Raw genomic sequence first — 23,889 nt, forward strand, 5'->3', positions numbered from 1 at the left:
TCACTATCGCTCAATTTTGAAGTAGCATGGCGCATAAACGCAAGTTCTAAATCTTTTTTTTCTACTCCGTTACCATCATCTGTCACAATAATAAGGTTACGCCCACCACTTTCTATTTTGATTTTATTTCAAACTTCCAGCATCTATTGCATTTTCCACTAATTCCTTTACTACACTTGCTGGCCTTTCTATCACCCCCCCCGCTGCTATACGGTTTATGGTTTTTGTGTCTAGAAGGATTATTGCCATAGATTTATTATGAAACTGGTTTTTCTTTTACTTTTTTGGTTTCTCTTCTCCACTTTTTTAACCTACCTGCAATTTCACTGTTGGAAATTGAAATATGATACGGCGGTAATGGCAGCTTTATGCTCCATTTTCTCCTATAGACATTTCAAATGGAACACCCTTTTGGGATTTGAACTATAGAGAGTAGCTTTCCCGCCCATTTAATTGTTTCTATGCACAGGAACGCCGATAACTGGTAAACAAGTTAATGACGCAACCATACCAGGTAAATGAGCTGCACCTCCTGCACCAGCTATAATAACCTTGAAACCTTCTTCTTGTGCAGATTTAGCAAAATTGAAGAGCCTTTCTGGTGTTTTGTGCAGATATTATGAATATGTCATGTGAAACTTCTAATGCTTTTAGCATATCGACGGTATGGACCATAGTGGTGTAATCTATCACTTCCCATAATAACAGCAACATCTTTTTTTATTTTTGTCATATTCAACACAATTTTATTACTAACTAAAAATTTCCCGCTAAAAAGCAACAAATATTTAAGTTATATTATAAATATAGTATATAGAATTCTCGTTAAAATAGAAATTTTAAAAATTTAAATAAATATCTATGTTAAGATATAGAGATATAAACTTCTTATGTAAGATAAATTTATAAAATAATTATTTTTGTATTTCAAGCTTTGTAATTTTAGCTTTTCTTTTGTAAATGATTTTTTCAAAAGGCTGATGGTAAAATGGTAATTTAAAATTACTAGAAATTTGATTGAAATATTAATATCAATCAACTTAAAGTTTTAAATTTGATATATATAATTATTGACAAGTTATATGATATTAATATCTTGGTATATTAAATATTATGCTATAATATTTAATAAAGTTAATTGATATGTGAGTGTAAGAATTATGGAAATAATATCGTTAAATAAATTGACGTGCAGCAATAAAAACAAAGTTGCTTTATATAATAAATAAAATTATAGAAAAAAAAGCTTGGACTCAGGCTTTTGCAGCTGAGAAACTTGGTATTGATAGCCAAAGGTATCACAAATTTAAAAATTAAAAAAGATGGTTTTTCTTTAGAGCGATTGTTAGGATTTCTAAAAAAACTTGATCATGAAATAACAATCACATGACAGAAAGCCAAGAAATAAAATCTGAGGCAGAAAAAGTAAAACTGAAGTTAATCGCAATAGATACAAAGTTGACAACTTGTTTTTTGTGATATAGTATAAAACTTTTAAGGTGTATCTTATGGCTGAGTCTATTGTAGAAAAGTGTACAGAACAGGTAAGTAACCGTTTCAAATTGGTTCTATTGGCAAGTCAAAGAACACATGATTTAAATACAGGAGCAAGTAATCCAGTTCAAACAGTTCAGTTTAAAGACCATAAAAACACCATAGTTTCCTTATATGAAATAGCAGAAAAACAGGTGGATACTCATGAGCTATTTAACCTTTTGGTAGGTAGATGCAAGGAGTACATGAAAGGAAATATGAATAATGTTTACAGCAGTAATACAAGTAAGCTAGCGAATTTATTAAATTTTTCTGATGGTCAATTTAACACAGATCTTGATGCAAGTCAAGAAAGCCAAGATTATGAAGTGGATGGTGAAATAGATGATGAAATAAATGATCAAGATGGCGATGAAGAAGTATCCGTTTAGAAATCTACTGAAGTTACATAGTCTTTAAATGCTTCACATTGCTATCTATACACTGTTGTTCTGTATGAGTATAATGTTGTGCCGCATAGTGTCTAAGTCAAGTGATGTGTACAATAAGGTTTTAGCGTTCAATAATTTCTCAACGCAAGTAGTTGTACTCATAACAGCAATATCAATCATTCTGAATAATTTTTTTTTAATTGATATAGCATTGTTGTATGCTAGCGTTAGCTTTATATCAACTATAGCACTAATGAGATTAATGTTGTTTTAATAATTTATGATAGGATCCGTTCTTATATTTTTAGGCATTTGTTCAGTAATCATTTCAAGTGTGGGAGTAATTAGATTTCCTGATTTCTATACTAGGTTACATGCAGCAGGTATTACAGATTCTAGCGGTGCAACGCTATTGTTAATTGGTTTTGCTTTGCAGAATGGATTTTCAATCAATACTGTTAAAATAATATTATTAATTCTTATAATATGGGTAGCTAGCTCAACTAATGGCTATATTTTAGCGCGCACTTATTATAAAGTTAAGAAAAAACTGTTAAAGAAGGTTAAGGTGTTAGAAATATTAAATGTAGTGCTACTTTTGTTGTTACTAACAGTTACGGTTTTTATAGTCTTCTCGCGACATTTAGTCGTAAGTGCTGTTCTAATGTGTGTATTTAGTTCACTTATTGCGCTTATATACTTAATTATGAATGCACCTGATGTTGCAATTACTGAAGCTTCTGTTGGTGCGGGGCTCAGTACGATTTTTACGTTTGCAGCACTCTCCTTGATAAAGAATCATAAAGTAAATCTATCTCATAACCCTATAACGCTTTTTTTTATGTTATTTCTGGCTGTATGTTTGTCATATTTTATGATTCAATTGCCAGATTTTGGCAGCCACAATGCTCCGATCCACTTGCATGTTGCTCCTTATTATGTGGAAAATACCGAAAAAGCTACCGGTATTCCTAATATAGTGACAGCTGTTTTGGCAAGCTTTCGTGGTTATGACACGTTTGGAGAAACTATAGTAGTTTTTACTGCTGCGCTTTGTATAACGTTGATATTAAAAGAAGAAAAAGACAATGATTAAAGATCCGATATTAAATGCAGTAACATTTTTGATGATACCTTTTATCATTTTATTTGGTTTATACATACAATTTCACGGTGATTACACTCCGGGTGGAGGTTTTCAAGCAGGAATAATTATTGCCTCCGGGATAATATTATATTCAATGCTATTTGGTGTATCTACAACTCTAAAAGCAATACCTTATTCTGTGATTAGATTGACTAACGTGTTAGGTATTTTAATTTATGGAGGAACGGGCGTTGCAACAACTTTACTTGGCCAAAATTTTTTATCTTATGATATCTTGTCAGCCAATAATAGAACCGGTCAAAAATTGGGTATTTTTTTGGTGGAATTAGGTGTAGCATTTACTGTCTGCTCCTCTATGTTAATTATATATATGAATTTTGCTCGTAGGAAAAAACAATGACTTTATATAATTATACGATTATTATTGTATTAATGGTGCTAGGTTTATATATTATTATAAACGATAAAAATTTAATCAAGAAAATGATAGGGGTAAGCGTCTTCCAAGCATCTGTTTTGTTGTTTTACATATCTCTAGGATATATAAAAAGTTCTTTGCCTCCTATATTGGTTTCAAATTTTTATTCATATAGCAATCCTATACCTCATGTTTTAATGCTTACTGCTATAGTGGTTGGAATTGCAACATTTTCAGTTGGATTGTCCATAGCAGTAAAAATGGAAGAAAAGTATGGAACAATTGATCAAGACAAGTGTACATAAATTAACAGTATCTTAAACTATATGAAGTAACGAATAGCCACAAGTTAAAAGTAAAATTATAGACTTGCTCGTTGTAAGTTTATTTGTTAATAAGAAATAAAATTATAAACTATAAAGGTAATGATGTCAACTATTAATGATGCAGAAGATAAGAAAAAAGTTATCAGAGATCTTGTAACTAAAAGTATAAAAAAAGGTGGTTTTGTCACCTTTGATGATATAAATGATAAATTATCAGATGAAAATTTTTCGTCTGATTTTATAGATGATGCTATATCTTTATTGCAGGATTCCGGAATTAATGTGCTTGAAAGTAGCGAAGATGAAGAAGATATTCCTTCCAACAGTGATGATAGTAAACTTGATGATGATGACACATCGCCAAATATTACTGCAACTTTAGTACAAAATGATGATCCAGTGAGGATTTATTTACAAGACATGAGCTCTGTAAAGCTTTTGTCAAGGGCAGATGAAATCGAGATAGCAAAAAAAATTGAATCTGAAAAGCATAACATGTTACGTGCAATAATTGAAACATCAGTAACATTAAAGGTGATAAAAGTATGGCGTGATGATTTAAGTAGTGGAGCTCTCTTACTGAGAGAAATTATAGATCTGGATGCAATTTATAACTCTGACTTTAATGTGGTACCCAAAGAAGAGAGTGAAGAAAGTGCTGAAGATGTTGAGGATTCTGAGGATGTTTCTGAAGATGCTGAGTACTGTAGTGATGATGAGAAAGATAGTAAAAAAAGTGATGATGAGAAAGACGGTGATAATGAAGATATAAATTCAGCGAATTTAAATGTTTCTATTCTTGAAATGGAAAGTGACTTATTGCCAAAGGTCATAGTTGCATTGGATGAGATAATTACTTTAACAAATGAAGCATTGGTATTAAGAAAAAATTCTAAAGATTCCTCTGATGAACTAGAGAATTTATATAGTCAAATATGGTCTATAGCATTACAAATTAAGTTAAGTGATGCTGCTGTTGCCAGAATTACACAAGAACTTTATAAGATAAATAGATCCATCACGCTTGAAGAGGCTAATCTTATTGCTGAGGCTAGAAAATACGATATCGATAGAGAAAGTTTCTATAAAGTTTATGATGACGTGCTTTTAAAGCACGAATTGAAAAAGATAATTCTTTTAAAGATCAACGAAAATCAGTCCTCTTTTACAGGTGAATTAAAAAACAAATTTTTAAGGTTTATAGACGATAACTCTGAACATATAGCTAGTACTTTGAACGGTATTAAGCAGCATATACAGGAAGATAACGTGCAAGAATTTAAGGAGCTAATCAGGAGAATACAAAAACACGAACGAGAAGTCTCTGAAGCAAAGCAAGAGATGATTAAGGCTAACTTAAGGCTAGTAGTTTCCATTGCTAAGAAGTATTCAAAAAGAGGCCTTGATCTGCTTGATTTGATACAAGAAGGCAATATTGGTCTTATGAAGGCCGTGGATAAGTTTGATTACAAACGTGGATATAAATTTTCAACTTATGGCACTTGGTGGGTAAGACAATCAATCACTAGGGCAATACCTGAGCAGTCTAAAGTAGTTAGAATACCAGTTCATATGGTAGAAGTTATCAGTAAAATCAACAGAGCATTAAGAAAAATGACTCATGAGATGGGAAGAGAGCCGACGTTAGAGGAATTAAGTGTAGAACTGACAATGCCACTGGAAAGAATACGCAAAGTTATGAAAATAGCAAGGGACCCAGTAAGTCTTGAAGCTCCAACAGGAAAGGATGATAGTAGTACCTTCGGTGATTGTATAGAAGATAAGCGAGTCTCCAGACCAGAGGATGCTGCAATACTTGCTGACTTGCGTGGCATTACAACCAATGTTCTTGCAACTTTAACACCAAAGGAAGAAAGAATTCTAAGAATGCGTTTTGGCCTTGGTAAAGATGGGAAGGAGCATACCTTAGAAGAAGTAGGAAAAATTTTTAATGTAACACGTGAGAGAATTAGGCAAATAGAGGCAAAAGCACTGCGCAAGTTGAAACATCCAAGCCGCGCTAGAAAACTTAGAGGGTTCTTTTAAGTATACGTGTCAAGTTAAGAAGAAGCTGATTTTGCCCGGAAAAAGTGGAGAAAAAGTCAGAGCGTTTTTAAAATAAAACGTTTTTTCAAAAAGGTATGATATGAAGGAAATGCACAATAAAGTTTAAAGTGGGGGTTGTAAAAAAGTTGCACCGCTATTTTTTTTTATGAATCTAATGAAACAACATGCTAATCTACGGTAAATATTATGACAAACAAAAATGACAATTCTAATTCAAAGTATAGAAATTTTTATGTTCTGGGTGATAGTTTATCCGATAATGGCGCAATCATTGGAATTTTAAATAACTTATCCTTTGCAAAAAGCGTAAAGTTTGATGACCCTTTTTATCAAGGAGGATCTTTTAGCAATGGCCCCACTGCTGTTGAATATGTAGCAAAATATTTAGATTTAGACGAATTTAAACCTGGGTGGAGTTATTCATTTTTTGGGAAATGCCACGAACAGCAAGGTCAAAACTATGCAGTTTCATGTGCAACAGCATCTGAAATTTTTGACCCTATTTTTTATTATTTCTTCAATAAATTTCGTTTAGCTAACCAGCTAGATGCGGTAATTAAACATCATCCAGATATAGGTAAAGAAGATTTATTTTGCATCATAATCGGCGGAAATGATGTTATGGTTGCCACTGCTTATGACGATACTAAAGCGGAAGAAGTGTTGGAACAAGCAGTGAGTGAAATATGTAATGCACTTAAGGTTCTAAATGAACATGGTGTTAAGCATGTAGTTGTTGCAAACGCACCTGAAGTTGGCTCAATACCAGCTTTTAATAGAGATGAAGAAGCAAGGGAACTAGCTACGAAGCTCACAGAGAGTTTCAATGCAAAATTGGCTAATGGCTTAGATTATATGAAGAAAAGTACAAATCTTGAAATAAAAGCATTTGATCTTAACTCTAAAATGAAAAGTATGCTTAGCGAATACAAGAGCAAAGGTTTAAATTGTCAAGATGCATGCACATCGAACATTGCAGACCAAATTGGGAGATTTAAAGAAAATATAAAAATACTCTTAAAGTTGATATTTAAAGGGGAACTTGACGTTCACTATAACCCTGGGTGTAGCGAAGAAACACTAAAGGATTATTTCTTTTTTGATTATTTCCATCCAACTGCAGAACTTCATCATGAAGTTGGTAATGAAGTGTATGAGTTGATTTGACACAGTTTTTTGAACATTCCCTAGATCCCAGTGTCCCTATGATGTCATCCCAGTGCTTGACACTGGGAACCAGAAAAGTTTGCTTGTGAACAAGCAAACTAGCACAGAAAGTGATTACAACATTTTCGATGAGATTATATGGAAAACTGGATCCCAGTGTCTGGGCACTGGGATGACATCGTTTACTATGTGCCATATTGCAATGTTCGTACAGCTGTGAGTCACGCACTTTGCTTCAATATTTGCACATTAGCCACTCCTCTGAACAGATACAGTCAGTTTAGCTATAACTTCCTAAGTTTGCTCACAATCTCTTGACTTGACCATATGTTTTTTTCCCAAATGTTACTATCTTCCTCCTTTTCCTTTCTCAATTTGTGCAACCATTTCCTTAACACTTACTTGTGTGGAAGGAGGATTTTTGCTGACATGAGATTTTGGATCAGATTTTGCTGTTATGTGTTTCGTTGCAGATCTTTTATTCTCTGTTAGAAATGAATGAGATTGTTTTTTCTTCACACCGATATCCGCTTGTGCTGCTGGGGTAGTTTTGCTTTCAGCAAGCCGTACATTAGCATTTCCTTTTGCTTGATTTTGCTCAAATTTTTCTTTTAATGCCTTTACTTTACTGCCCATCTCGCGATTAGCTCCTCCTTTCATAGTAGCTGCTGCTACTTTTGGTATCGCCTTACCAGCAGCTTTTTGTGCTGATTTCCTATTGTCTTGATTTTCAGATTTTAGTGGTACTGTAGGTTTACTTTCAGCTGATTTTTTAAGAATTACTTCTACTACTTTTGGCTCTGTGCTTACTTTTTGATCAGCACGGCTTAGATTTTTAGGCTTTGGCGGTACTGCAGGTTTATCTTTGACTACCACTTTCGATTCTTGTCTAACTTCTTGACCAGTAGTAAACATTTTTTTTGGCACTTGCGATGCTCTTGGTGGTTTTGGTAGTACGAGGGATTGAGGTTGTTGTTTCTGCTTACGTTTTCTTTTTGCCTCTATATGTTCTTTAGAAACTGTTGCATAAATTGGCTCTTCTTTGGGCGATTTTGAACTCTGCGAATTTTCTATTAAAATTTTACTCTTCTTCTCTTGATAATTTGATATGTCTTCATATTCATGCTCTTCATTTAATAAACTTCCATAGCCTAAATCTTCTCTCTGCTCATATAAAGGATTTTCCTTTTGCTTTTTCTCTTGATAATGTGATATGTCTTCATATTCATGCTCTTCATTTAATGAACTTCCATAGCCTGAATCTCCTGCTTGTAGATCATATAAAGGATTTTCTTCTTGCTTTGACGCTGTTCTATCCTCTAAGTTCACTCCATACAATCTATGTTCCTCCTGATTTTTTTTACTTTGCTCTAAATCTGAAATTTTCTTTAAAACATTTAGGTATTCGAATGTTATTTTTTCAGCAAGACTGGGCAATTTATCATTAGCAAAATTTCTTATATCGTTATCCTGAATTGAAGCATCTTTTCCCAAGATTTTATTAAATGTTTCCTTGAATATTCCAAAAAAACCTGATGGCTTTTTGTTCACCGGTTCTATATAATTATTCAAGTCACTACATATAACAAACTTAGCTACATCTTCTGCCTTATCTGTAAAACTCTCTAATGTCTGGGATAAATCTCTCACTGTTTTATTATATTGTTCACCAATATTTTTCAGCTTTATAGCTTCTATCAAGGAGTCGAGATTTTTTTTATAGTTCTCACTTTTAAATGGATCATTCATACTAATTACAGCTCATTATTTATTAAAATATAGATCTAAAATATTAAGATCTAGTAAATATTACTTTTGTAATTCATGTAGAACTATAGCTATAATAAGTAATACGTCATACCGCCGCGGTATCTCTTAGCCGCTAACACGTAGCGGGATGACGATTGTCAGGGTGTCATCCCAGCGCCCCTATGATGTCATCCCAGTGCGTGACACTGGGATCTAGTCTTTATCATGCAGCCACTTATTTAAAGTTAAGTTTTCTGGATTCCAGTGTCTGGGCACTGGGATGACACCTGTAGCCCTACGTCATACCGCCGCGGTATCTCCAGATCCGCTAACACGTAGCGGGATGACGGTTGTCGTTTAGCCATAAATATTTAAGAAATTTACCAAACGAAAAAAAAGGCAAAAGAGGCCCTGGTCATTGTCTATTTTCTGTATTGGCGTTTTTTTAAGTCTTAAACACTGCAATTTAGCTGCTTTTAAGTGCAGCTCACCTTAGTTCAAATGTTTAAGAAATTTACTAAGCAGAAAAAAAGGCAAAAGAAACCCCGTGTTAGCTAGTTATCACTCTCTAATCCTGCAAATTGGCGTACTATACTGTCTTAAACGCTTTATAAGCGCGTTTCAGCTTGTGTAGGTAAAAACCTAGAAATGTTGTGAAGACATAAGGTGCACATAGTGCAAAAAATTAAAAATAAGACGCCAACTACGTTGTTTTTTTGCTGTTTAATCTGCACAGATGAAGATAACTGAATACCTTCAGTTTCATGATAAGGGGGCTGACGGAGTTTGTCAAGTAGGTTTTATGGCCTAGCGTCACGCGCTGGAATGACAATTTCGATTATTTCATACATTGACTTCGGTAAATCCAAATTATATTAGCTACATCTAACGAATTTTACACTTGCTAAGATTGCGCTATTTGAGTATCTTTAACTGAAAGAAGTTATTTTTTATCCAATATGAAAAAAGCCTTTATATTCACATCCTTAATAGCAGTTGTATTAATAGTCATTACTTTTTTGTATAAAAACAGCGGAACTGACAATTCACAAGTAGTGAATGTCTATTCATCGCGCAAAGAAGAATTAGTACGTACTTTATTTGATGAATTTACAAAAAATACAGGCATTAAAGTACGTTACATCATTGATGATTATTCTCAGCTACTTTCACGCATGGAAAATGGCGGTGAAGCTGACTTGCTTTTAACTGCAGATGCAGTGAACCTGATTTTGGCAAAAAAAAGAGGGCTTTTATCTCAAGTGGATTCAGAGATTTTAAAAAGTGTTATACCTGCAAAATTTAGAGATAGTGAAGATTATTGGTTTGGCCTTACAAAAAGAACCAGAATATTAGTTTATAATAAAGAGTCAGTAAATCCTAAAAACTTAAGTACTTATGAAGATTTAGCAAATGAAAAATGGAAAGGAAAAATATTAGTGCGTTCTTCTACAAGTCCATATAACCGGTCATTGATTGCTTTTATGATTGCAAATAATGGTTTTGAAAAGACGAAAGAATGGGTAAGTGGAATTGTGAGTAATATGGCAAGAAAACCAAGTGGTGGTGATACTGACCAAATTTATGCTGTAGCTGCTGGTGAAGGAGATGTTGCAATAGTAAATAGTTATTACTTTGCAAGAATTCTTTCATCAGAAAATAAAAAGAATGTTATAGACAAACTAGGGGCTTTTTTTCCTAATCGCAATGATCACGGCGTAATGGTAAACATCAGTGGTGCAGCAGTAACAAAAAACGCAAAAAACAGGGAAAATGCTATAGTCTTATTGGAATTTTTAGTAAGCAAGCAGGCTCAAGAGCTATACGCTAAAAAAAACCAAGAATACCCTGTTATTGAAGGCGTTGAAACTTCCGATATACTAAAGTCTTGGGGAAATTATCCACAAAGTGATTTACCTCTAAGTGAACTTGAGAAGCATCTTCTTGAGGCTGTTATGATAGCGGATGAGTGTAAGTGGAAGTAATCCCCAGTGCCACTGAACACTGGGATGAAAGATTTATGCTAATGTACCTTACTCTTGACTCGCTGAACTTTTTCTTCCTTCTAACTTAATTTTGACTTTACTATCTTTTTCTGTTCTTTCACCAAAACAATTGCTGCACAAGAGGTCTATTGAAAAACAATAATAAGAAAGTAGAATAGGTTCAAGTAGTTGAAAAGGAAACTATGCACAAGAGAAGGAATTTGTTAAACATCTCAGACCTTACAGTCGATGATGTAGAAAATATAACTAAGTTGGCTAACCAGTACCTTAAAAAAGAAGCTGCAAATAGTCATATCTTGGAAAATAAGACAGTAATAAATTTATTCTTTGAAGATTCAACGCGTACACTTGCGTCTTTTGAAATAGCAGCAAAAAGCCTTGGAGCAAATGTTGTAACTTTGCCAATAAGATCTTCTTCTATTAACAAGGGAGAAGATCTAAAAGACATGATCAAAACATTAAATGCAATGAATCCTGACTATATAATAATCAGGCAAAAAAATAGCGGTATTGTTAATATGCTGGCTAAGAATGTTAGCTGCTCGCTAATCAACGCAGGCGATGGAAGCAGTGAACACCCAACTCAAGCTCTTGCAGATTATCTTGTAATCAGCAGTCATAAAAAGCAAATAAAGGATCTCAAAGTTGTGATATGTGGAGATATTCTGCACAGCAGAGTTGCAAGGTCAAATATAAGGTTGCTAAAAATGTTTGGAGCAGAGATAAGCTTGGTCGCACCACCAACTTTGATTTGTAAGCATTTTCCTGAAGTAGATTCAGTCCATTATTCATTAATTGAAGGTATAAAGGATGCTGATGTAATCATGCTTTTAAGACTGCAGAAAGAGCGCATGAATAATAGTTGTTTTGTTCCTTCAGAGAAAGAATATTTTCATTTGTATGGACTTGATTCACAAAAGCTATCATACGCAAAACCAGATGCGATTGTTATGCACCCAGGGCCAATAAATAGAGGGATTGAGATTAGCAGCGATGTAGCAGATTGTGTTATTTTACAGCAAGTAGAATTTGGATTGGCAATACGTAAGGCAGTGCTGCACTATTATAGGCCTTGTTAATATTAAAAGATGCTACACAACTAATGCGAAAGAAGGGTTTTTTCATGAAATGACGAGAATGGTTTGAGAATGGCCATTAAGATGTTAAGGCCGAGGATATAGTGTGGAAGTTTTTACGAAAGCCTGAAGTCAATCAACAACCTTGCAGAACGGCAAATTAGACGGCTATCGTAAAAACAGCTTTTTCACCTGGTTGGAACGTGGGGAAAGGTTCGTGGAAGAATGTTGTCGATATTTTTGACATCACGTCTCAATGGCCAAAATCCCTTCCAAAAGTTACGACTGCTTAGTTCTTTATTCATTCTCACAATCCGTGAACGGTTACTTGTTTTTAGCGTTAAGCAGCAAAATTAATAATTTGAGAATTTTCCTGAAAAAACTTACCACAAACTGGTCACAATTTTCTGTGAAAGACAGATATAGAAAGACTAGAGTATCCACCTTAAGTTCATTGAATTTTCTTACCTTTGCTTCTTAACTTGACGCGTATAGTTTATTTAACGCTCCCTAAGTTCGCCATTGCCTGAACGGATACAATTATTTTAACTATAAAAGCGTTTTACTTTTTGCTCAGCATATCCATCATAACTGGCTTACTTTTAGTGATTCATGGAGTTAAAAAAGTCAGCATTGCTCTTTGTTAAAAGTAGTTTGTCACGTAAAAATTCCATTGCTTCAACAGATCCCATAGGATTGAGTATTCTACGCAACACCCATATTTTATTTAGTATAGCCTTATCAACTAATAGCTCTTCCTTCCTTGTTCCGGATTTTGTAATGTCAATAGCTGGAAATATACGTTTATCAGAAAGTTTTCTATCAAGTATAATCTCAGCGTTTCCTGTACCTTTAAACTCTTCAAAAATAACCTCATCCATTTTTGAACCAGTGTCTATAAGAGCTGTAGCAATGATTGTCAAAGAACCACCATTTTCAATATTACGAGCCGCTCCAAAAAAACGCTTGGGTCTCTGCAGTGCATTTGAATCCACACCACCAGTTAGAACTTTCCCAGACGAAGGAATAACAGCGTTATAAGCACGTGCAAGTCTAGTAATATTGTCAAGTAGGATTACCACATCTTTTTTATGCTCAACCATTCTTTTAGCTTTTTCTATTACTATTTCAGCAAGCTGTACGTGACGGTAAGCAGGCTCATCAAACGTAGAACTCACTACCTCACCTTTTACAGAACGTATCATATCTGTTACTTCTTCAGGTCTTTCATCTATAAGTAACACTATTAATTCTATTTCAGGGTGATTTATAGCTATAGAGTTAGCCATTTGCTGAAGCAATACAGTTTTTCCTGTGCGAGGTGGAGCAACTACTAACGCTCTTTGCCCTTTTCCAAGAGGAGCTACTATATCTATAGCACGCATGCTTAAGCCTTTTTTATCATCACCACTATTACACTCAAGTACTATGCTTTCCTCAGGATAAAGAGGAAGCAAATTATCAAAATGGACGTACTTTCTTAATTCACTGACTTCAGTAGAGTTTATACTTTGAACCTTAGTTAAAGTAAAATATCTTTCTTTATCACCAGGTGGCCTTATTTCTCCACATGCCATATCTCCTGTACGTAAATTAAACTTCTTTATTTGCCCGTTAGAAATATAAACATCATCGGTACTTGGAGCATAATTTGCACTTGCTGAACGTAAGAAACCGAAACCATCAGGCAATATTTCCACTATTCCACTCCCTGTGGTTATGCCTCCTTCTTCGCTCATTTTCTTCATTAAGCTGAATATCATTTCCTGCTTTAGCATTCTACCATTGCTTTTACCGTTAGTTGAAATTTTTCTTTCTTCAGCTAACTCTAACAATTCTTCTGCTGTTTTCTCTTTTAATTCGCTCAGATCTAATGTTTTTCTGTTTTTCTCAGTACCTTCATTGACCATCTGTTTTACTGTATCGTTATTGTGAATTTGCTCACTTTTTTCAGGTTGAGCTGTAACCTTTCCTTTTGCCAAAACATCTTCATTGATTGTTGTCATAATCCTCCAAAAATTTTAATTGATGCTTACTAACCTAAAATGTGACTATAAGATAATAAATTAGGCTGAGCTAGTTTTAGTGCGTATTAAGCTTAATTATTATTAAACCCCGTACTTTACTTACATTATACTAATAAACACTAGCAAGTCAAGTTAATTTAATGTTAACAAAGCACAAAAATTTGAGGATTTTCAATAGCTATTCTTTATATTTTTTAACCTTTCTTGCTTCTCTTCTTCTACTTTTGCTTTTTCCACTTCTGCTTCTAAATTTTCTTGACTACATAAGCCAAGTAGTACAGGATCTTGGGGTTTTATATTTTGCATGTTATGATGAGATCCATCTCTTACTTGCTCAACTGTGTAATTTGTTGTACTAATTAATTTAGCTATAACGTTATTATCCAAGATAGGAAATTTTTTTACTAAATAATAAATCGCATCAGGTTTATCTCTACGCCTTGCCGTAGAGGCAAAGCCAAGAATGCTACCAATCGCTTTACTCCTTTTTTTTATATTTTTTATAATCAAATTTGGTACACGGTTTGAATTTTTTTTGCAATCATCGATTTCTTTTTCAGTAATTACCCCAGAAATAATAGGGTTATATTTTTCAACTTCTATTTCCTCATCAGCTATGTCTTGTACTTCTTCAAGGGCCAACCTACAGCATTGTGCTATTTGATTAAAAGTTAAACCAGTGTTGTCTACTAACCAAGCAGCTATTTGCATTAGAAACTGTTTATTTCCATCGTTATTGCCCTTAGAAGATTCCATTGACATCAAAAAAGCATCTCCCATTTAAAGTATCCCTTACTGTTATACAGAGCTAAAATATAAGCTATTAAAACTAAAAAAGCATTAATTTTGTCATTCAATGACTTTTTGTTTGTCACTTCCCACCTCTTAAGTTAATTAAATGCGCTTACGTTTAAGCATATTTCAAACGATTCAAAAAAATATTTTCCCTTCTTAAGGTATAGTATAACTTAGTCAAACATATGTTTCTATTTAAGAAAAGAGTTAAATTTTAAGTTAATATATTGTAATATTATATATATTGGCTAATAAAGCAACAGGTTTACAAGAATTAAATTATCACTATTCTATAATTAACCATTAATTAACTGAGTTTAAAATGAATGTTAAAAATTTTTTCACTAAAGTAACCGTTGTCCTTTTAGCTTGCTTATTAGTCTTCATGGGAATTGGCAACCTTTTATCAGGTGATGATGAAAAAGAAGAGGTAGCTAGGGTTGGAAAAGAAGTTATAACGTCAGATGAGTATAAATCACTATATCAAAATTATGAAAAGCAAATTTCTGGATCTGATGCGAGTAGAGAACAAGTAAAAAAGCTGAAATATGATTTGCTTAACGCACTTATAGAGCAAAAACTATTGTTTAACCTAATTAGTGAGCTGGGGTTGACAGTTGGAGAAGAGTCTATAAAAAACCATATTAAAAATACCAAATACTTTCAAAATGATAAAGGCGAATTTGACAAAAATAAATTCCATGAAACGCTAAATGACCTGCATATGACAGAGAAAGAGTATATAGCAAAGCTAGAGAAAGTTCTGCCTGCAATGATGTTCATGACTTCGTTATTTAAAGATAATTATCCGGTAACTTTTGGCGAGAGAGTTGATGAGCAGATATACAAAAGTCGCTACCAAACTAGAGTGGTTGATATTGTTAAAATAACTGAAGATGCAGTTACAAACATTCCTGAACCAGATGATCAAGCATTACTTGATTTGTACGAAAGAAATAAATCCCATTTTTATTATCCTGAGTATCGAACTGCGCAATATATTTCCCTAGGCCAAAAGTATTTTGAAGATCAAATCAAGATCTCAGATGAAGAAGTTGATGGTATAATAGAACAACAGGAACTAAAAGATCAAAGAGATGTATTCAATGTAATATTTTCTACCAAAGAAGAAGCTGAGACAGCAAGAAGAGCATTTGAGGAGGGTAAAACAAGCTTTGAACAGATAGTAGGAGAGTTTGGCAAAGCAAAACTTGAGGAAACTAGAGTAAATAATATAACTAAGGATTTTTTACCAGAAGACGTGAGGGAAAAGGTATTTGCTCTCAAAGTAGGTGAAGTAAGTGAAGTTTTAGCAAGCAGTTTTGGTTGGCATATAATAAAAGTGGAAAGTGCGCATCAAATCTCTGATGAAGACTTAGTTGATTTAAAAAAAGACATAAAGTCAGTTCTAACTAACCAAAAGTCTTTTGAAAGAGTCAATGATTTCATAAACCAAGTGAACTATAAGATATACAATGGTTCAGAAATTGAAGAAATATTGAGTGAATATAATTTACCTATACAAACTATTGGTCCAGTAGATGCGAGTGGAAAAGATCAAAGCGGTAATAACGTAGGAGATTCTGGTGATTTGATTTCTTTCATTTTTTCGCGAGAAAAGGATCAGAAAGGTTATTTCAAGGGCGTTGGGGACGCTGTTGTTAGTGTAAAAATCATTGATATCGTTCCACCCAAATTGCAAAGTTTTGAAGAAGGCAGGGCATTAGCGGTAGAGCTTTGGTGTAGTGAGTTTATAAAAGAAAGAATGTTTAAAATTGGGCAAGAGGTTGCAGTTCAACTAAGAGAAAAAACAGATTTGGAAGAAATTCAAGGTGTGGAATTAGTTAAAGGTCAGCAGATGCAACGCAATGAAGTGGATCAACAAAACTACCCCTTTTCTTTTGTAGAAGAGATTTTCAATATGAAAACAACTGGTTCAGTGACAGACCCTATTCAATACAATAATGAAATTATAATAGGTGTTCTAAAAGAAATGCATTCATCAAATGGTAAATTAAACACGCTTGACACCGGAAAACGTGTGATGATATCGCTAAAAGAGCAATTAATTAGCTATCTGGAATCAAAGTATAAAGTCGAAGTTAATCACGCTATACTTGATGATATATAGTCAAAAATCTTATAAGTTGCTTCAAACGCATCCAGTGCCGAGACACACAACTGTACGAACATTGCGATTTGAGAGCAATCTTCACTAGGAAGGATGTCATCCCAGTCTGGGATCCAGGAATTTTATTAAGTATAAAAGTAGCCGTTTTATGTTAAAATACAACGTTTTAATGATTATGAAAAGGCTGGATTCCAGACTGGAATGACACCATTTGCTGTGCAATTTACCTTCAAAAATGAATGTTCGTATAGCTGTGCGCCCGGCGCTGCCCTACATTATTGGTAATTATATTATAAGGTGCAAAAGTTGTATAATTCATTTGACTTAAAACGGCTCATTGTATAAAATTGTGACTAATATATGAATAAAGGTTAACATGGTAGTTAAAATAAGGTTGGCAAGGTTTGGCGCAAAGAAACGCCCTTTTTATAGGATAGTTGTAGCTGATTCACGAGCACCAAGAGATGGGCGTTTTATTGAGAAAATAGGACAATATGATCCAATGTTACCAAAAGACAATAAAAATCGTGTTGTGGTGAAGGCTGATAGATTAAAACATTGGCTAAGCGTAGGCGCGCAAGCAACTGAAAGAGTACTATGGTTCATTAAAAAAGGCATAGTAACTTTAGAAACAGAACCAAAGAAAACAGAAAAGAAGAAAGTAGAGAACGAGAAAGCACAGGGACAAGAAGCATAAGTCTCTTTAAAATGCTAAATACTGATTTAACAAATAATGGTAAATTAGACGATGTCGTATCTTCTGATCTATCAGCTATGAAGGACTTTATCTTCAAAAATGTCAATGATGAAGGTGCTAAGCTTGCTACTGATATTATATCTCATCTTGTTAGTTCAGGTGGAAAAAAAATAAGGCCTAAACTAGTTTTTATTATATGTAAAATGCTAAACTATTCTGGGGAGGATAGGATCAACGTTGCTGCATCGGTAGAGTTTATACACAATGCTACTTTACTTCATGATGATGTGCTCGATGAAAGTGAGGCACGCCATGGAGTTAAAACAGCGAATAAGATTTGGGGAAATAAATCAAGCATTTTAGTTGGTGATCTATTGTTGACTCTAGCATTTAGATGGCTTATAGAGTGTGGAAATTTAAATATTCTCTCTATTTTATCTAAAGCATCGCATTTACTTGTGAAGGGTGAAATAAAGCAGATGACAACACGTTTTGACCCCCACACAGTCAGGGAAAATTATTTTGATATCATTGGAGAAAAGACAGCATCTTTATTTTCTGCATGCTGTGAAGCTGCATCTACAGTATCTGGTGCAACAAATGACGAAACAGAGAGGCTAAAGAATTTTGGTTTTAATTTTGGTATGGCATTTCAAATAGTTGATGATATGCTCGATTATACTGCTAATCAAGGCACTTCTGGAAAACAAGTCGGAAAAGACTTTTTCGAAGGTAAAGTCACCTTACCTGCTATTATAGCATACGAAAAGGGCAGTCCAGCAGAGCAAAAATTCTGGGAAAAATGCTTTTCTTCAGCTAGACACAATTTTGACCAAGCATTACACTATATTAATCACCATAATGCCATTCAGCTTTCTATGGAAAAAGCTAGATACTACATTAATATGGCACAAAATGATATTAGTACTTTTTCTGATTCTTTTTATAAAATTACTTTAATTGACTTTTTAAATGCGAGCATAGAAAGACAAATGTAGCTGGTGCTTGATATTTTCGAATTAATTGCTATATATTTATTAGATTCTTAAGGATAGTGATATGTCAGACAGTAGTAAAGAAAAAAAGAGGAAATTTGCCGATATGGTAAATAGGCAGAAAGGTGACGACCAACAAAGTGATAACCATAAGCAAACTGATGATTTAAATGAAGATCTCAATACATTAAAAGAACGTGCAGCTCAGCTTGAAGATCATTTACGCCGTGCTGTTGCAGATAATGAAAACGTCAAACGTATAATGCAAAAGCAAATTAGCGATGCAAGTGACTATGCAGTCACAAAATTTGCACGTGATATGATCGACTCGTGCGACAATTTAAAAAAAGTAATGGAAATTTTGAAAGACGGTGATCCTGTTCATGAGGGGATTAAAGTAGCTTATCAAAAAATTATAAATGATCTAAAAAAACATGGAATAGAGGAAGTAGATCCACTTGGTGAGCTTTTTGATAGTAATTTACACCAAGCTGTTGTGGAAAGAGAAGACAATGAAAAAGAGCCTGGCACTATTATAGAAGTACTACAGACTGGTTATACTATCAAAAATAGGTTGCTCCGTCCTGCAATGGTTATTCTTTCTAAGAAATCTGCTGATTGTGGAAGCGATTAGCATGAGGTAAATGTATAATGACAAGTATTGTCTTTTCAGGTATCCAGCCAAGTGGCGTACTACATTTAGGTAATTATCTTGGTGCAATCAAACAGTGGATAGACTTACAGCATAAATACAAATCTCTTTTTTGTATTGTCGACCTACATGCAATCACAGCAAATAAGCTTCCCGCAAGTGAATTAAAAAGTAATATTTTCAAAACAGCAGCAGCTTATATTGCATGTGGAATAGATCCAGAAAAGTCCATTATTTTTAATCAGTCCACGGTTAGTGGTCATGCAGAACTGGGCTGGCTGCTTGGGTGCTATACACCAATTGGTTGGCTTAATCGCATGACTCAATTTAAAGATAAAGCTGGCGGCGATAAACAAAAAGCCTCTCTTGGATTATATAGTTATCCAGTACTTATGGCTGCAGATATATTGTTGTATCAAACTAAATACGTTCCTGTTGGTGATGATCAAAAACAGCATTTGGAGCTTGCACGTGATATTGCATCAGCTTTTAACAATCATTATAAACTGGATTATTTCATCGTACCTGAAATCTTAACTTTGGATTGCACATCAAGAATAATGAGCTTAAGAGATGGCACAAGCAAGATGAGTAAATCTGACCCTTCAGAATATTCGTGCATTAACCTTGATGATACGGATGATTTAATTGTCAAAAAAATAGAAAAAGCAAAAACAGATTCAATTCTAGGCTTTGATTTTGCTACTTTAGAGTGCCGACCAGAAATAAGCAATTTGATAAACATTTATTCAGTGCTTAGTAATGTAAATGCGGAAAAAGTATGTGAAGAAGTGAACAAACATGACATGAAGCACTTCAAAAAAGAGTTAGCTGATTTAATTATCAGTGTTATATCACCCATACGTGAGAGAATGAATGATCTTTTAAAAGACCAATTCCATTTACGTGAAATATTAAAAAAAGGTACAAAGAAAGCAGCAGAAATTGCAACCCATAATATAAAAGAAATCAAGGATATTATTGGATTTGCTCAATAGACCTCTTGCATAACCTAAGGAATCAATTCAAAATTGTAAAAACAGGCAATAAGGAAATGTTCAAAAAAGTGTGTCAAACCGCATTTTTAACTCAACTCAATTTTCAATCTACCAGGAAAGAAAATATCAAGTTGAGATATAGTTAAAGCCCAATTAGGATAGTCCAATTTTGCTCTGCCTTTTTTATAGCACAATATACCTGTTTGTACAAGCTAGTAAATGAGCCCTTAGTTTTAGTGAATTTTCTAATCTGTCTATGCAGTCCCTCAATAGGGTTGGTAGTATAAATTAGCCTCACGCGAACTTTAATTTTTATATTCCTTCATTAGCATAATATAATTTTGTGCTGATTGTGTAATATGTTTAATTTCTTCATTCGACATTTTTTTGAAGAACTTTGCTGGCCTGCCAGCCCATATTTCCCCACTTTTTATTACTTTTCCATGTGTCACTAGCGAGCCAGCAGCTACCATAGCTTCAGGCTCCACAACTGCATGGTCCATCACGGTAGAGCCCATACCAATAAACGCTTTATCATGCACCATACATGCATGCAACATACAAAAATGTCCCACTGTTACCATATTGCCAATAGTTGTATCACCACCTGGGTTTCTATCCACATGAATTACCGTTCCATCTTGAATATTTGTTCCATCACCTATTTTTATTGATCCAACGTCCCCTCTGACCACACAATTAAACCAGATGCTCGCATCTTTTCCTATTTCAACCTTGCCTATGATATGCGAACCACCTGCGATGAAAGCACTTTCGTCTATTTTTGGTTCATAATCTTTGTATTTTAAAATGTGATACATATTAAGCCCACAGTTTTATGCATATGCTAACCAAAATAAGGTAGGCAGTAAATACATACTTAGATTCCAAGCTACTTGGGTGACAGATGTTCTTGACTTATGCACTTTATGCTCCTAAAATTTTTATTTTCAGCTCTATCTATAATGTCAGTAGCGGTATTAAGTATATTTCAAGTAATATTGGTTGTTGTGTTAGTAATTTTAGTGCTCTTGCAGCCGCCTGGGAGTAGTTCGTTAAGTGGTTTTAGTAATACACAACAGGGAGTCAATTCGATGATTCCGGTAAAATCTTCTGAAAACCCGCTCAGCAGAATAACGGCTATTGTTGCTGGATTGTTTATTATAAACACATTGCTATTGTCAGGATTATATTCAAAAGACGTACATAAAAAATCGATTGCAGAGAAAATTATATTAGAAAAAAAGCAAGAAAGTGAACCTACTTCTGTTCCATTTGAAAATTAATGAAGGAAGCTAAATTTATCTTTGTCACAGGTGGAGTTGTGTCATCGCTTGGTAAAGGCTTAGTTGCTTCAAGCGTTGGTGCGCTTCTTCAAGCTTACGGTTTTAAGATCCGTATCAGAAAACTTGACCCGTATCTCAACATTGATCCTGGGACAATGAACCCAACTCAGCACGGAGAGGTGTTTGTTACCGAGGATGGTGCTGAAACTGATTTGGATCTTGGGCATTATGAGCGTTTTACTGGAATTAAAGCAACAAAAGATGACAATATAACAACTGGTAAGATATATCATGAGTTGTTGAAGAAAGAGAGGCGTGGTGATTATCTGGGCAAAACTGTGCAAGTCATTCCTCATGTGACAGATTTAATCAAATCGTTCATTTTTAATGGTACGGAAGGTTTAGATCTTGTAATATGTGAAATAGGCGGAACTGTAGGTGACATTGAAAGCCAACCATTTTTGGAGGCTATACGCCAAGTTAACTACACATTAGGAAAACAAAGAGTTATCCTTATTCACTTAACTTTAATACCATATCTTGCCGCAGCGCAAGAATTAAAGACAAAACCAACGCAGCATTCAGTTCGAGAGTTAAATTCCGCGGGGTTACAACCAGATATTATATTATGCCGCAGTGAGAAAGAAATTTTCGATAATCAGAGAGAGAAAATAGCTAAGCTTTGCAATGTTTCTTTGTCCAATGTGATACCTGCTCCTGATGTGAGTCATATATATGAGTTACCGGTGTTGTATAGCCAATGTGGGCTTGATACGCAAATTTTGGAGCACTTTCATTTAAGTGAGCCAAAACCAAGCTTGATTGAATGGGATCAAATAGTGCATTCCATAAGGCACCCAACACAGGAAGTTACTGTGTCTATAGTGGGAAAATACACCGAATTCCCTGATGCGTATAAATCACTAGTTGAAGCATTAAATCATGGTGCGATTAGTAATAAAGTCAAAGTAAAGATAAATTGGGTTAACTCAAGAGAGAAGGAAGAAAAACCTATAAATGAAAAGCTTATAGGGGAGAAGTTACAGAATTCTCATGCAATTCTTGTCCCAGGGGGGTTTGGTGATGACGGAGTAGAGAGTAAAATATTAGCAATAAATTATGCCCGTACAAATAATATCCCATTTTTCGGAATTTGCCTTGGTATGCAGCTTGCAATTATTGAGTTTGCTCGTAATGTTGTTAAGCTTGAAGATGCACACTCTGAAGAATTTCATAACTGTAAACATCCAATCGTTAAGTTAGCTGGCGATCAAGATGACGATCTTGGTGGAACCATGAGACTTGGGGCATACAAATGTAATATAAATGCAAGCTCTAAAATGATGGATGCATATAGTAACACTACTATTTCAGAAAGACACAGACATAGATACATAATCAATTCAGATTATAAAGATGATTTGGAAAAAAATGGGCTGCTATGCAGTGGCATATCAGAAGATGGAACATGTATAGAGGCAGTGGAGTTAGAGAGTCATCCGTGGTTTATTGGTGTGCAGTTTCATCCAGAGTTTCAATCAAAGCCGTTTTCTCCTCATCCTCTTTTTATATCGTTTATTAAGGCAGCAGTTAATAAAATTTAAAAAAAGAAGATTAGCAAAGGAAAGTGTTCAAGTATCAATATATGGAGCTTGCCATAGAGCAAGCCAAACTTGCTCAAAAAAATGATGAGGTTCCCATAGGTGCCGTAATAGTTAGTGGAAGCAATGTCGTTTCTTCTGCACACAACATATCCAACGATCCAACTGCACATGCAGAGATGTTAGCGATCAAGCAGGCATGTGAGTTGCTCTCAACTTCAACGCTTTATGATTCTGACATATACGTAACATTAGAACCATGTCCGATGTGTGCTCAAGCTATTTCCTTTGCCAGGATTAAACGATTGTACTTTGGAGCTTATAATCCAAAAGGTGGAGGAATTGAAAATGGTGCTAAGATATTTCAATTTTGCAGCCATATACCTGAAGTTTATGGTGGGATATTAGAAACAGAATGCTCTTTTTTGTTAAAGGATTTTTTTGAGAAACTGAGAGACATTTGACAAACCGTCATGCTACTTGTTTTCCGATACAAATTCGTCATCCCGCTACGTGTTAGCGGGATCTATGCTAGGAGATACCGTGACGGTATGACGGTTAAGTAATTCGTCATTCCAGCGCGTGACGCACAACTATACAAACATTGTCCCACCAGCAGGGTGTCATGCAAGTAGCTGACACATAGCTGTACGAACATTCATTTTTGAAGGTAAATTGCACAGCAAATGGTGTCATCCCAGTGCCCAGACACTGGGATCCAGAAATTTTGCTTATAACTGAGCTGATGAGCTAAAGGTAGTTGTCTTACGCTAAAACAAACGTTTTTAATTAAGTTGCATAGAAGCTGGATCCCAGTGTCTGGGCACTTTAGACAATGTTACAAAAAATAATATCATAGAATTCA

General features: G+C 34.5%; 21 protein-coding genes and 7 pseudogenes. 21 read left to right on the forward strand and 7 right to left on the reverse strand.

Going from position 1 to position 23,889, the window contains the following annotated elements; translation table 11 throughout:
- Positions 1-2: 2 nt before the first annotated feature.
- Positions 3-249 (reverse strand): annotated as a pseudogene (locus tag NMD99_RS00005) (ATP-binding protein); the annotation flags it as partial.
- 7 nt (positions 250-256) lie between these two features.
- Positions 257-733, reverse strand: a pseudogene (gene purE / locus NMD99_RS00010) (5-(carboxyamino)imidazole ribonucleotide mutase).
- A gap of 427 nt (positions 734-1,160) precedes the next feature.
- Here purE and NMD99_RS00015 point away from each other — a divergent pair.
- From NMD99_RS00015 to NMD99_RS00060, 10 genes and pseudogenes are all read left to right on the forward strand, one after another.
- Positions 1,161-1,479 (forward strand): annotated as a pseudogene (locus NMD99_RS00015) (XRE family transcriptional regulator).
- A 29-nt stretch (positions 1,480-1,508) separates the two neighbouring features.
- Positions 1,509-1,925, forward strand: a complete 417-nt coding sequence (gene rpoZ, locus NMD99_RS00020) for a DNA-directed RNA polymerase subunit omega (protein WP_253307286.1) — start codon at positions 1,509-1,511, stop codon at positions 1,923-1,925.
- A gap of 28 nt (positions 1,926-1,953) precedes the next feature.
- Complete coding sequence (locus tag NMD99_RS00025; RefSeq protein WP_082860906.1) at positions 1,954-2,199, forward strand: monovalent cation/H+ antiporter complex subunit F; 246 nt, start codon at positions 1,954-1,956, stop codon at positions 2,197-2,199.
- A gap of 6 nt (positions 2,200-2,205) precedes the next feature.
- Positions 2,206-2,469, forward strand: a pseudogene (locus tag NMD99_RS00030) (monovalent cation/H(+) antiporter subunit G); the annotation flags it as partial.
- Positions 2,470-2,493: 24 nt separating this feature from the next.
- On the forward strand, positions 2,494-3,021 hold the full coding sequence (locus tag NMD99_RS00035; protein ID WP_264688399.1) for a DUF4040 domain-containing protein: 528 nt from the start codon (positions 2,494-2,496) through the stop codon (positions 3,019-3,021).
- Entirely contained in the window at positions 3,014-3,433 is a 420-nt protein-coding gene (locus NMD99_RS00040; protein WP_164224942.1) for a Na(+)/H(+) antiporter subunit B, read from the forward strand. Before NMD99_RS00035 ends, NMD99_RS00040 begins: the two co-directional genes overlap by 8 nt.
- Complete coding sequence (locus tag NMD99_RS00045) at positions 3,430-3,756, forward strand: cation:proton antiporter subunit C (RefSeq protein WP_253307288.1); 327 nt, start codon at positions 3,430-3,432, stop codon at positions 3,754-3,756. The genes NMD99_RS00040 and NMD99_RS00045 overlap by 4 nt, the downstream gene beginning before the upstream one ends.
- 123 nt (positions 3,757-3,879) lie before the next feature.
- Entirely contained in the window at positions 3,880-5,823 is a 1,944-nt protein-coding gene (rpoD, locus tag NMD99_RS00050; RefSeq protein WP_264688398.1) for an RNA polymerase sigma factor RpoD, read from the forward strand.
- Between the two features lie 207 nt (positions 5,824-6,030).
- On the forward strand, positions 6,031-7,011 hold the full coding sequence (locus tag NMD99_RS00055) for an SGNH/GDSL hydrolase family protein (protein WP_253307290.1): 981 nt from the start codon (positions 6,031-6,033) through the stop codon (positions 7,009-7,011).
- A 52-nt stretch (positions 7,012-7,063) separates the two neighbouring features.
- Positions 7,064-7,231 carry a hypothetical protein gene (locus tag NMD99_RS00060; RefSeq protein ID WP_265017346.1) on the forward strand — a complete coding sequence of 56 codons (168 nt, stop codon included), beginning with the start codon at positions 7,064-7,066 and terminating at the stop codon, positions 7,229-7,231.
- Between the two features lie 128 nt (positions 7,232-7,359).
- Here the strand turns inward: NMD99_RS00060 and NMD99_RS00065 are convergent, their stop codons facing one another.
- Complete coding sequence (locus tag NMD99_RS00065; protein ID WP_265017347.1) at positions 7,360-8,760, reverse strand: hypothetical protein; 1,401 nt, start codon at positions 8,758-8,760, stop codon at positions 7,360-7,362.
- A gap of 959 nt (positions 8,761-9,719) precedes the next feature.
- Between NMD99_RS00065 and NMD99_RS00070 the strand changes: the two genes are divergently transcribed.
- From NMD99_RS00070 to NMD99_RS00080, 3 genes and pseudogenes are all read left to right on the forward strand, one after another.
- A complete protein-coding gene (locus NMD99_RS00070) occupies positions 9,720-10,745 on the forward strand; it encodes an extracellular solute-binding protein (protein WP_253307261.1) in 1,026 nt (341 codons plus the stop codon).
- Positions 10,746-10,948: 203 nt separating this feature from the next.
- Positions 10,949-11,845 carry an aspartate carbamoyltransferase catalytic subunit gene (locus tag NMD99_RS00075; RefSeq protein WP_253307260.1) on the forward strand — a complete coding sequence of 299 codons (897 nt, stop codon included), beginning with the start codon at positions 10,949-10,951 and terminating at the stop codon, positions 11,843-11,845.
- Positions 11,846-12,170: 325 nt separating this feature from the next.
- Positions 12,171-12,323, forward strand: a pseudogene (locus tag NMD99_RS00080) (IS4 family transposase); the annotation flags it as partial.
- Positions 12,324-12,444: 121 nt separating this feature from the next.
- Here the strand turns inward: NMD99_RS00080 and rho are convergent.
- Both rho and NMD99_RS00090 read right to left on the reverse strand, forming a co-directional pair.
- Positions 12,445-13,848 carry a transcription termination factor Rho gene (gene rho, locus NMD99_RS00085; RefSeq protein WP_264328936.1) on the reverse strand — a complete coding sequence of 468 codons (1,404 nt, stop codon included), beginning with the start codon at positions 13,846-13,848 and terminating at the stop codon, positions 12,445-12,447.
- A 192-nt stretch (positions 13,849-14,040) separates the two neighbouring features.
- On the reverse strand, positions 14,041-14,649 hold the full coding sequence (locus tag NMD99_RS00090; RefSeq protein ID WP_309166152.1) for a cell cycle transcriptional regulator TrcR: 609 nt from the start codon (positions 14,647-14,649) through the stop codon (positions 14,041-14,043).
- Between the two features lie 334 nt (positions 14,650-14,983).
- Here NMD99_RS00090 and NMD99_RS00095 point away from each other — a divergent pair.
- The 5 genes and pseudogenes from NMD99_RS00095 to trpS all read left to right on the forward strand — a co-directional run.
- Positions 14,984-16,795 (forward strand): annotated as a pseudogene (locus NMD99_RS00095) (peptidylprolyl isomerase); the annotation flags it as partial.
- Between the two features lie 376 nt (positions 16,796-17,171).
- On the forward strand, positions 17,172-17,492 hold the full coding sequence (rpsP, locus tag NMD99_RS00100) for a 30S ribosomal protein S16 (RefSeq protein ID WP_253307256.1): 321 nt from the start codon (positions 17,172-17,174) through the stop codon (positions 17,490-17,492).
- Positions 17,493-17,503: 11 nt separating this feature from the next.
- Positions 17,504-18,490, forward strand: a complete 987-nt coding sequence (locus tag NMD99_RS00105; RefSeq protein ID WP_253307255.1) for a polyprenyl synthetase family protein — start codon at positions 17,504-17,506, stop codon at positions 18,488-18,490.
- 61 nt (positions 18,491-18,551) lie between these two features.
- Entirely contained in the window at positions 18,552-19,121 is a 570-nt protein-coding gene (locus NMD99_RS00110; protein WP_253307254.1) for a nucleotide exchange factor GrpE, read from the forward strand.
- A gap of 17 nt (positions 19,122-19,138) precedes the next feature.
- Positions 19,139-20,137, forward strand: a complete 999-nt coding sequence (gene trpS, locus NMD99_RS00115; RefSeq protein ID WP_264688393.1) for a tryptophan--tRNA ligase — start codon at positions 19,139-19,141, stop codon at positions 20,135-20,137.
- An 86-nt stretch (positions 20,138-20,223) separates the two neighbouring features.
- On the opposite strand, the pseudogene NMD99_RS00120 reads toward trpS, so the two are convergent.
- Together NMD99_RS00120 and NMD99_RS00125 are read right to left on the reverse strand one after the other, a co-directional pair.
- Positions 20,224-20,432, reverse strand: a pseudogene (locus tag NMD99_RS00120) (IS256 family transposase); the annotation flags it as partial.
- 10 nt (positions 20,433-20,442) lie between these two features.
- A complete protein-coding gene (locus NMD99_RS00125; RefSeq protein ID WP_253307252.1) occupies positions 20,443-20,958 on the reverse strand; it encodes a gamma carbonic anhydrase family protein in 516 nt (171 codons plus the stop codon).
- 144 nt (positions 20,959-21,102) lie between these two features.
- Here NMD99_RS00125 and secG point away from each other — a divergent pair, with 144 nt between their 5' ends.
- From secG to NMD99_RS00140, 3 genes are read left to right on the forward strand one after another with little or no spacing between them, the layout of a single operon-like run.
- Positions 21,103-21,423, forward strand: coding sequence for a preprotein translocase subunit SecG (gene secG, locus NMD99_RS00130; protein ID WP_264732556.1), 321 nt, complete (start codon positions 21,103-21,105; stop codon positions 21,421-21,423).
- Positions 21,423-23,027 carry a CTP synthase gene (locus NMD99_RS00135; RefSeq protein ID WP_309166155.1) on the forward strand — a complete coding sequence of 535 codons (1,605 nt, stop codon included), beginning with the start codon at positions 21,423-21,425 and terminating at the stop codon, positions 23,025-23,027. Before secG ends, NMD99_RS00135 begins: the two co-directional genes overlap by 1 nt.
- 41 nt (positions 23,028-23,068) lie before the next feature.
- A complete protein-coding gene (locus tag NMD99_RS00140; protein WP_253307249.1) occupies positions 23,069-23,488 on the forward strand; it encodes a nucleoside deaminase in 420 nt (139 codons plus the stop codon).
- The last annotated feature ends 401 nt before the right edge of the window (positions 23,489-23,889 follow it).

Origin of the sequence: Wolbachia endosymbiont of Listronotus oregonensis, assembly GCF_031205055.1 — a bacterium.
GTDB lineage: Bacteria > Pseudomonadota > Alphaproteobacteria > Rickettsiales > Anaplasmataceae > Wolbachia.

Bases quoted from the DNA above. Each gene is read 5' to 3' on its own strand.
- secG (WP_264732556.1), top strand. From the start codon at position 21,103: ATGTCAGTAGCGGTATTAAGTATATTTCAAGTAATATTGGTTGTTGTG.
- NMD99_RS00140 (WP_253307249.1), top strand. From the start codon at position 23,069: ATGGAGCTTGCCATAGAGCAAGCCAAACTTGCTCAAAAAAATGATGAG.
- NMD99_RS00025 (WP_082860906.1), top strand. From the start codon at position 1,954: ATGCTTCACATTGCTATCTATACACTGTTGTTCTGTATGAGTATAATG.
- rho (WP_264328936.1), bottom strand. From the start codon at position 13,848: ATGACAACAATCAATGAAGATGTTTTGGCAAAAGGAAAGGTTACAGCT.
- NMD99_RS00070 (WP_253307261.1), top strand. From the start codon at position 9,720: ATGAAAAAAGCCTTTATATTCACATCCTTAATAGCAGTTGTATTAATA.
- NMD99_RS00075 (WP_253307260.1), top strand. From the start codon at position 10,949: ATGCACAAGAGAAGGAATTTGTTAAACATCTCAGACCTTACAGTCGAT.
- trpS (WP_264688393.1), top strand. From the start codon at position 19,139: ATGACAAGTATTGTCTTTTCAGGTATCCAGCCAAGTGGCGTACTACAT.
- NMD99_RS00040 (WP_164224942.1), top strand. From the start codon at position 3,014: ATGATTAAAGATCCGATATTAAATGCAGTAACATTTTTGATGATACCT.
- rpsP (WP_253307256.1), top strand. From the start codon at position 17,172: ATGGTAGTTAAAATAAGGTTGGCAAGGTTTGGCGCAAAGAAACGCCCT.
- NMD99_RS00065 (WP_265017347.1), bottom strand. From the start codon at position 8,760: ATGAATGATCCATTTAAAAGTGAGAACTATAAAAAAAATCTCGACTCC.
- NMD99_RS00135 (WP_309166155.1), top strand. From the start codon at position 21,423: ATGAAGGAAGCTAAATTTATCTTTGTCACAGGTGGAGTTGTGTCATCG.
- NMD99_RS00105 (WP_253307255.1), top strand. From the start codon at position 17,504: ATGCTAAATACTGATTTAACAAATAATGGTAAATTAGACGATGTCGTA.
- rpoZ (WP_253307286.1), top strand. From the start codon at position 1,509: ATGGCTGAGTCTATTGTAGAAAAGTGTACAGAACAGGTAAGTAACCGT.
- NMD99_RS00090 (WP_309166152.1), bottom strand. From the start codon at position 14,649: ATGGGAGATGCTTTTTTGATGTCAATGGAATCTTCTAAGGGCAATAAC.
- NMD99_RS00045 (WP_253307288.1), top strand. From the start codon at position 3,430: ATGACTTTATATAATTATACGATTATTATTGTATTAATGGTGCTAGGT.
- rpoD (WP_264688398.1), top strand. From the start codon at position 3,880: ATGTCAACTATTAATGATGCAGAAGATAAGAAAAAAGTTATCAGAGAT.
- NMD99_RS00125 (WP_253307252.1), bottom strand. From the start codon at position 20,958: ATGTATCACATTTTAAAATACAAAGATTATGAACCAAAAATAGACGAA.
- NMD99_RS00110 (WP_253307254.1), top strand. From the start codon at position 18,552: ATGTCAGACAGTAGTAAAGAAAAAAAGAGGAAATTTGCCGATATGGTA.
- NMD99_RS00055 (WP_253307290.1), top strand. From the start codon at position 6,031: ATGACAAACAAAAATGACAATTCTAATTCAAAGTATAGAAATTTTTAT.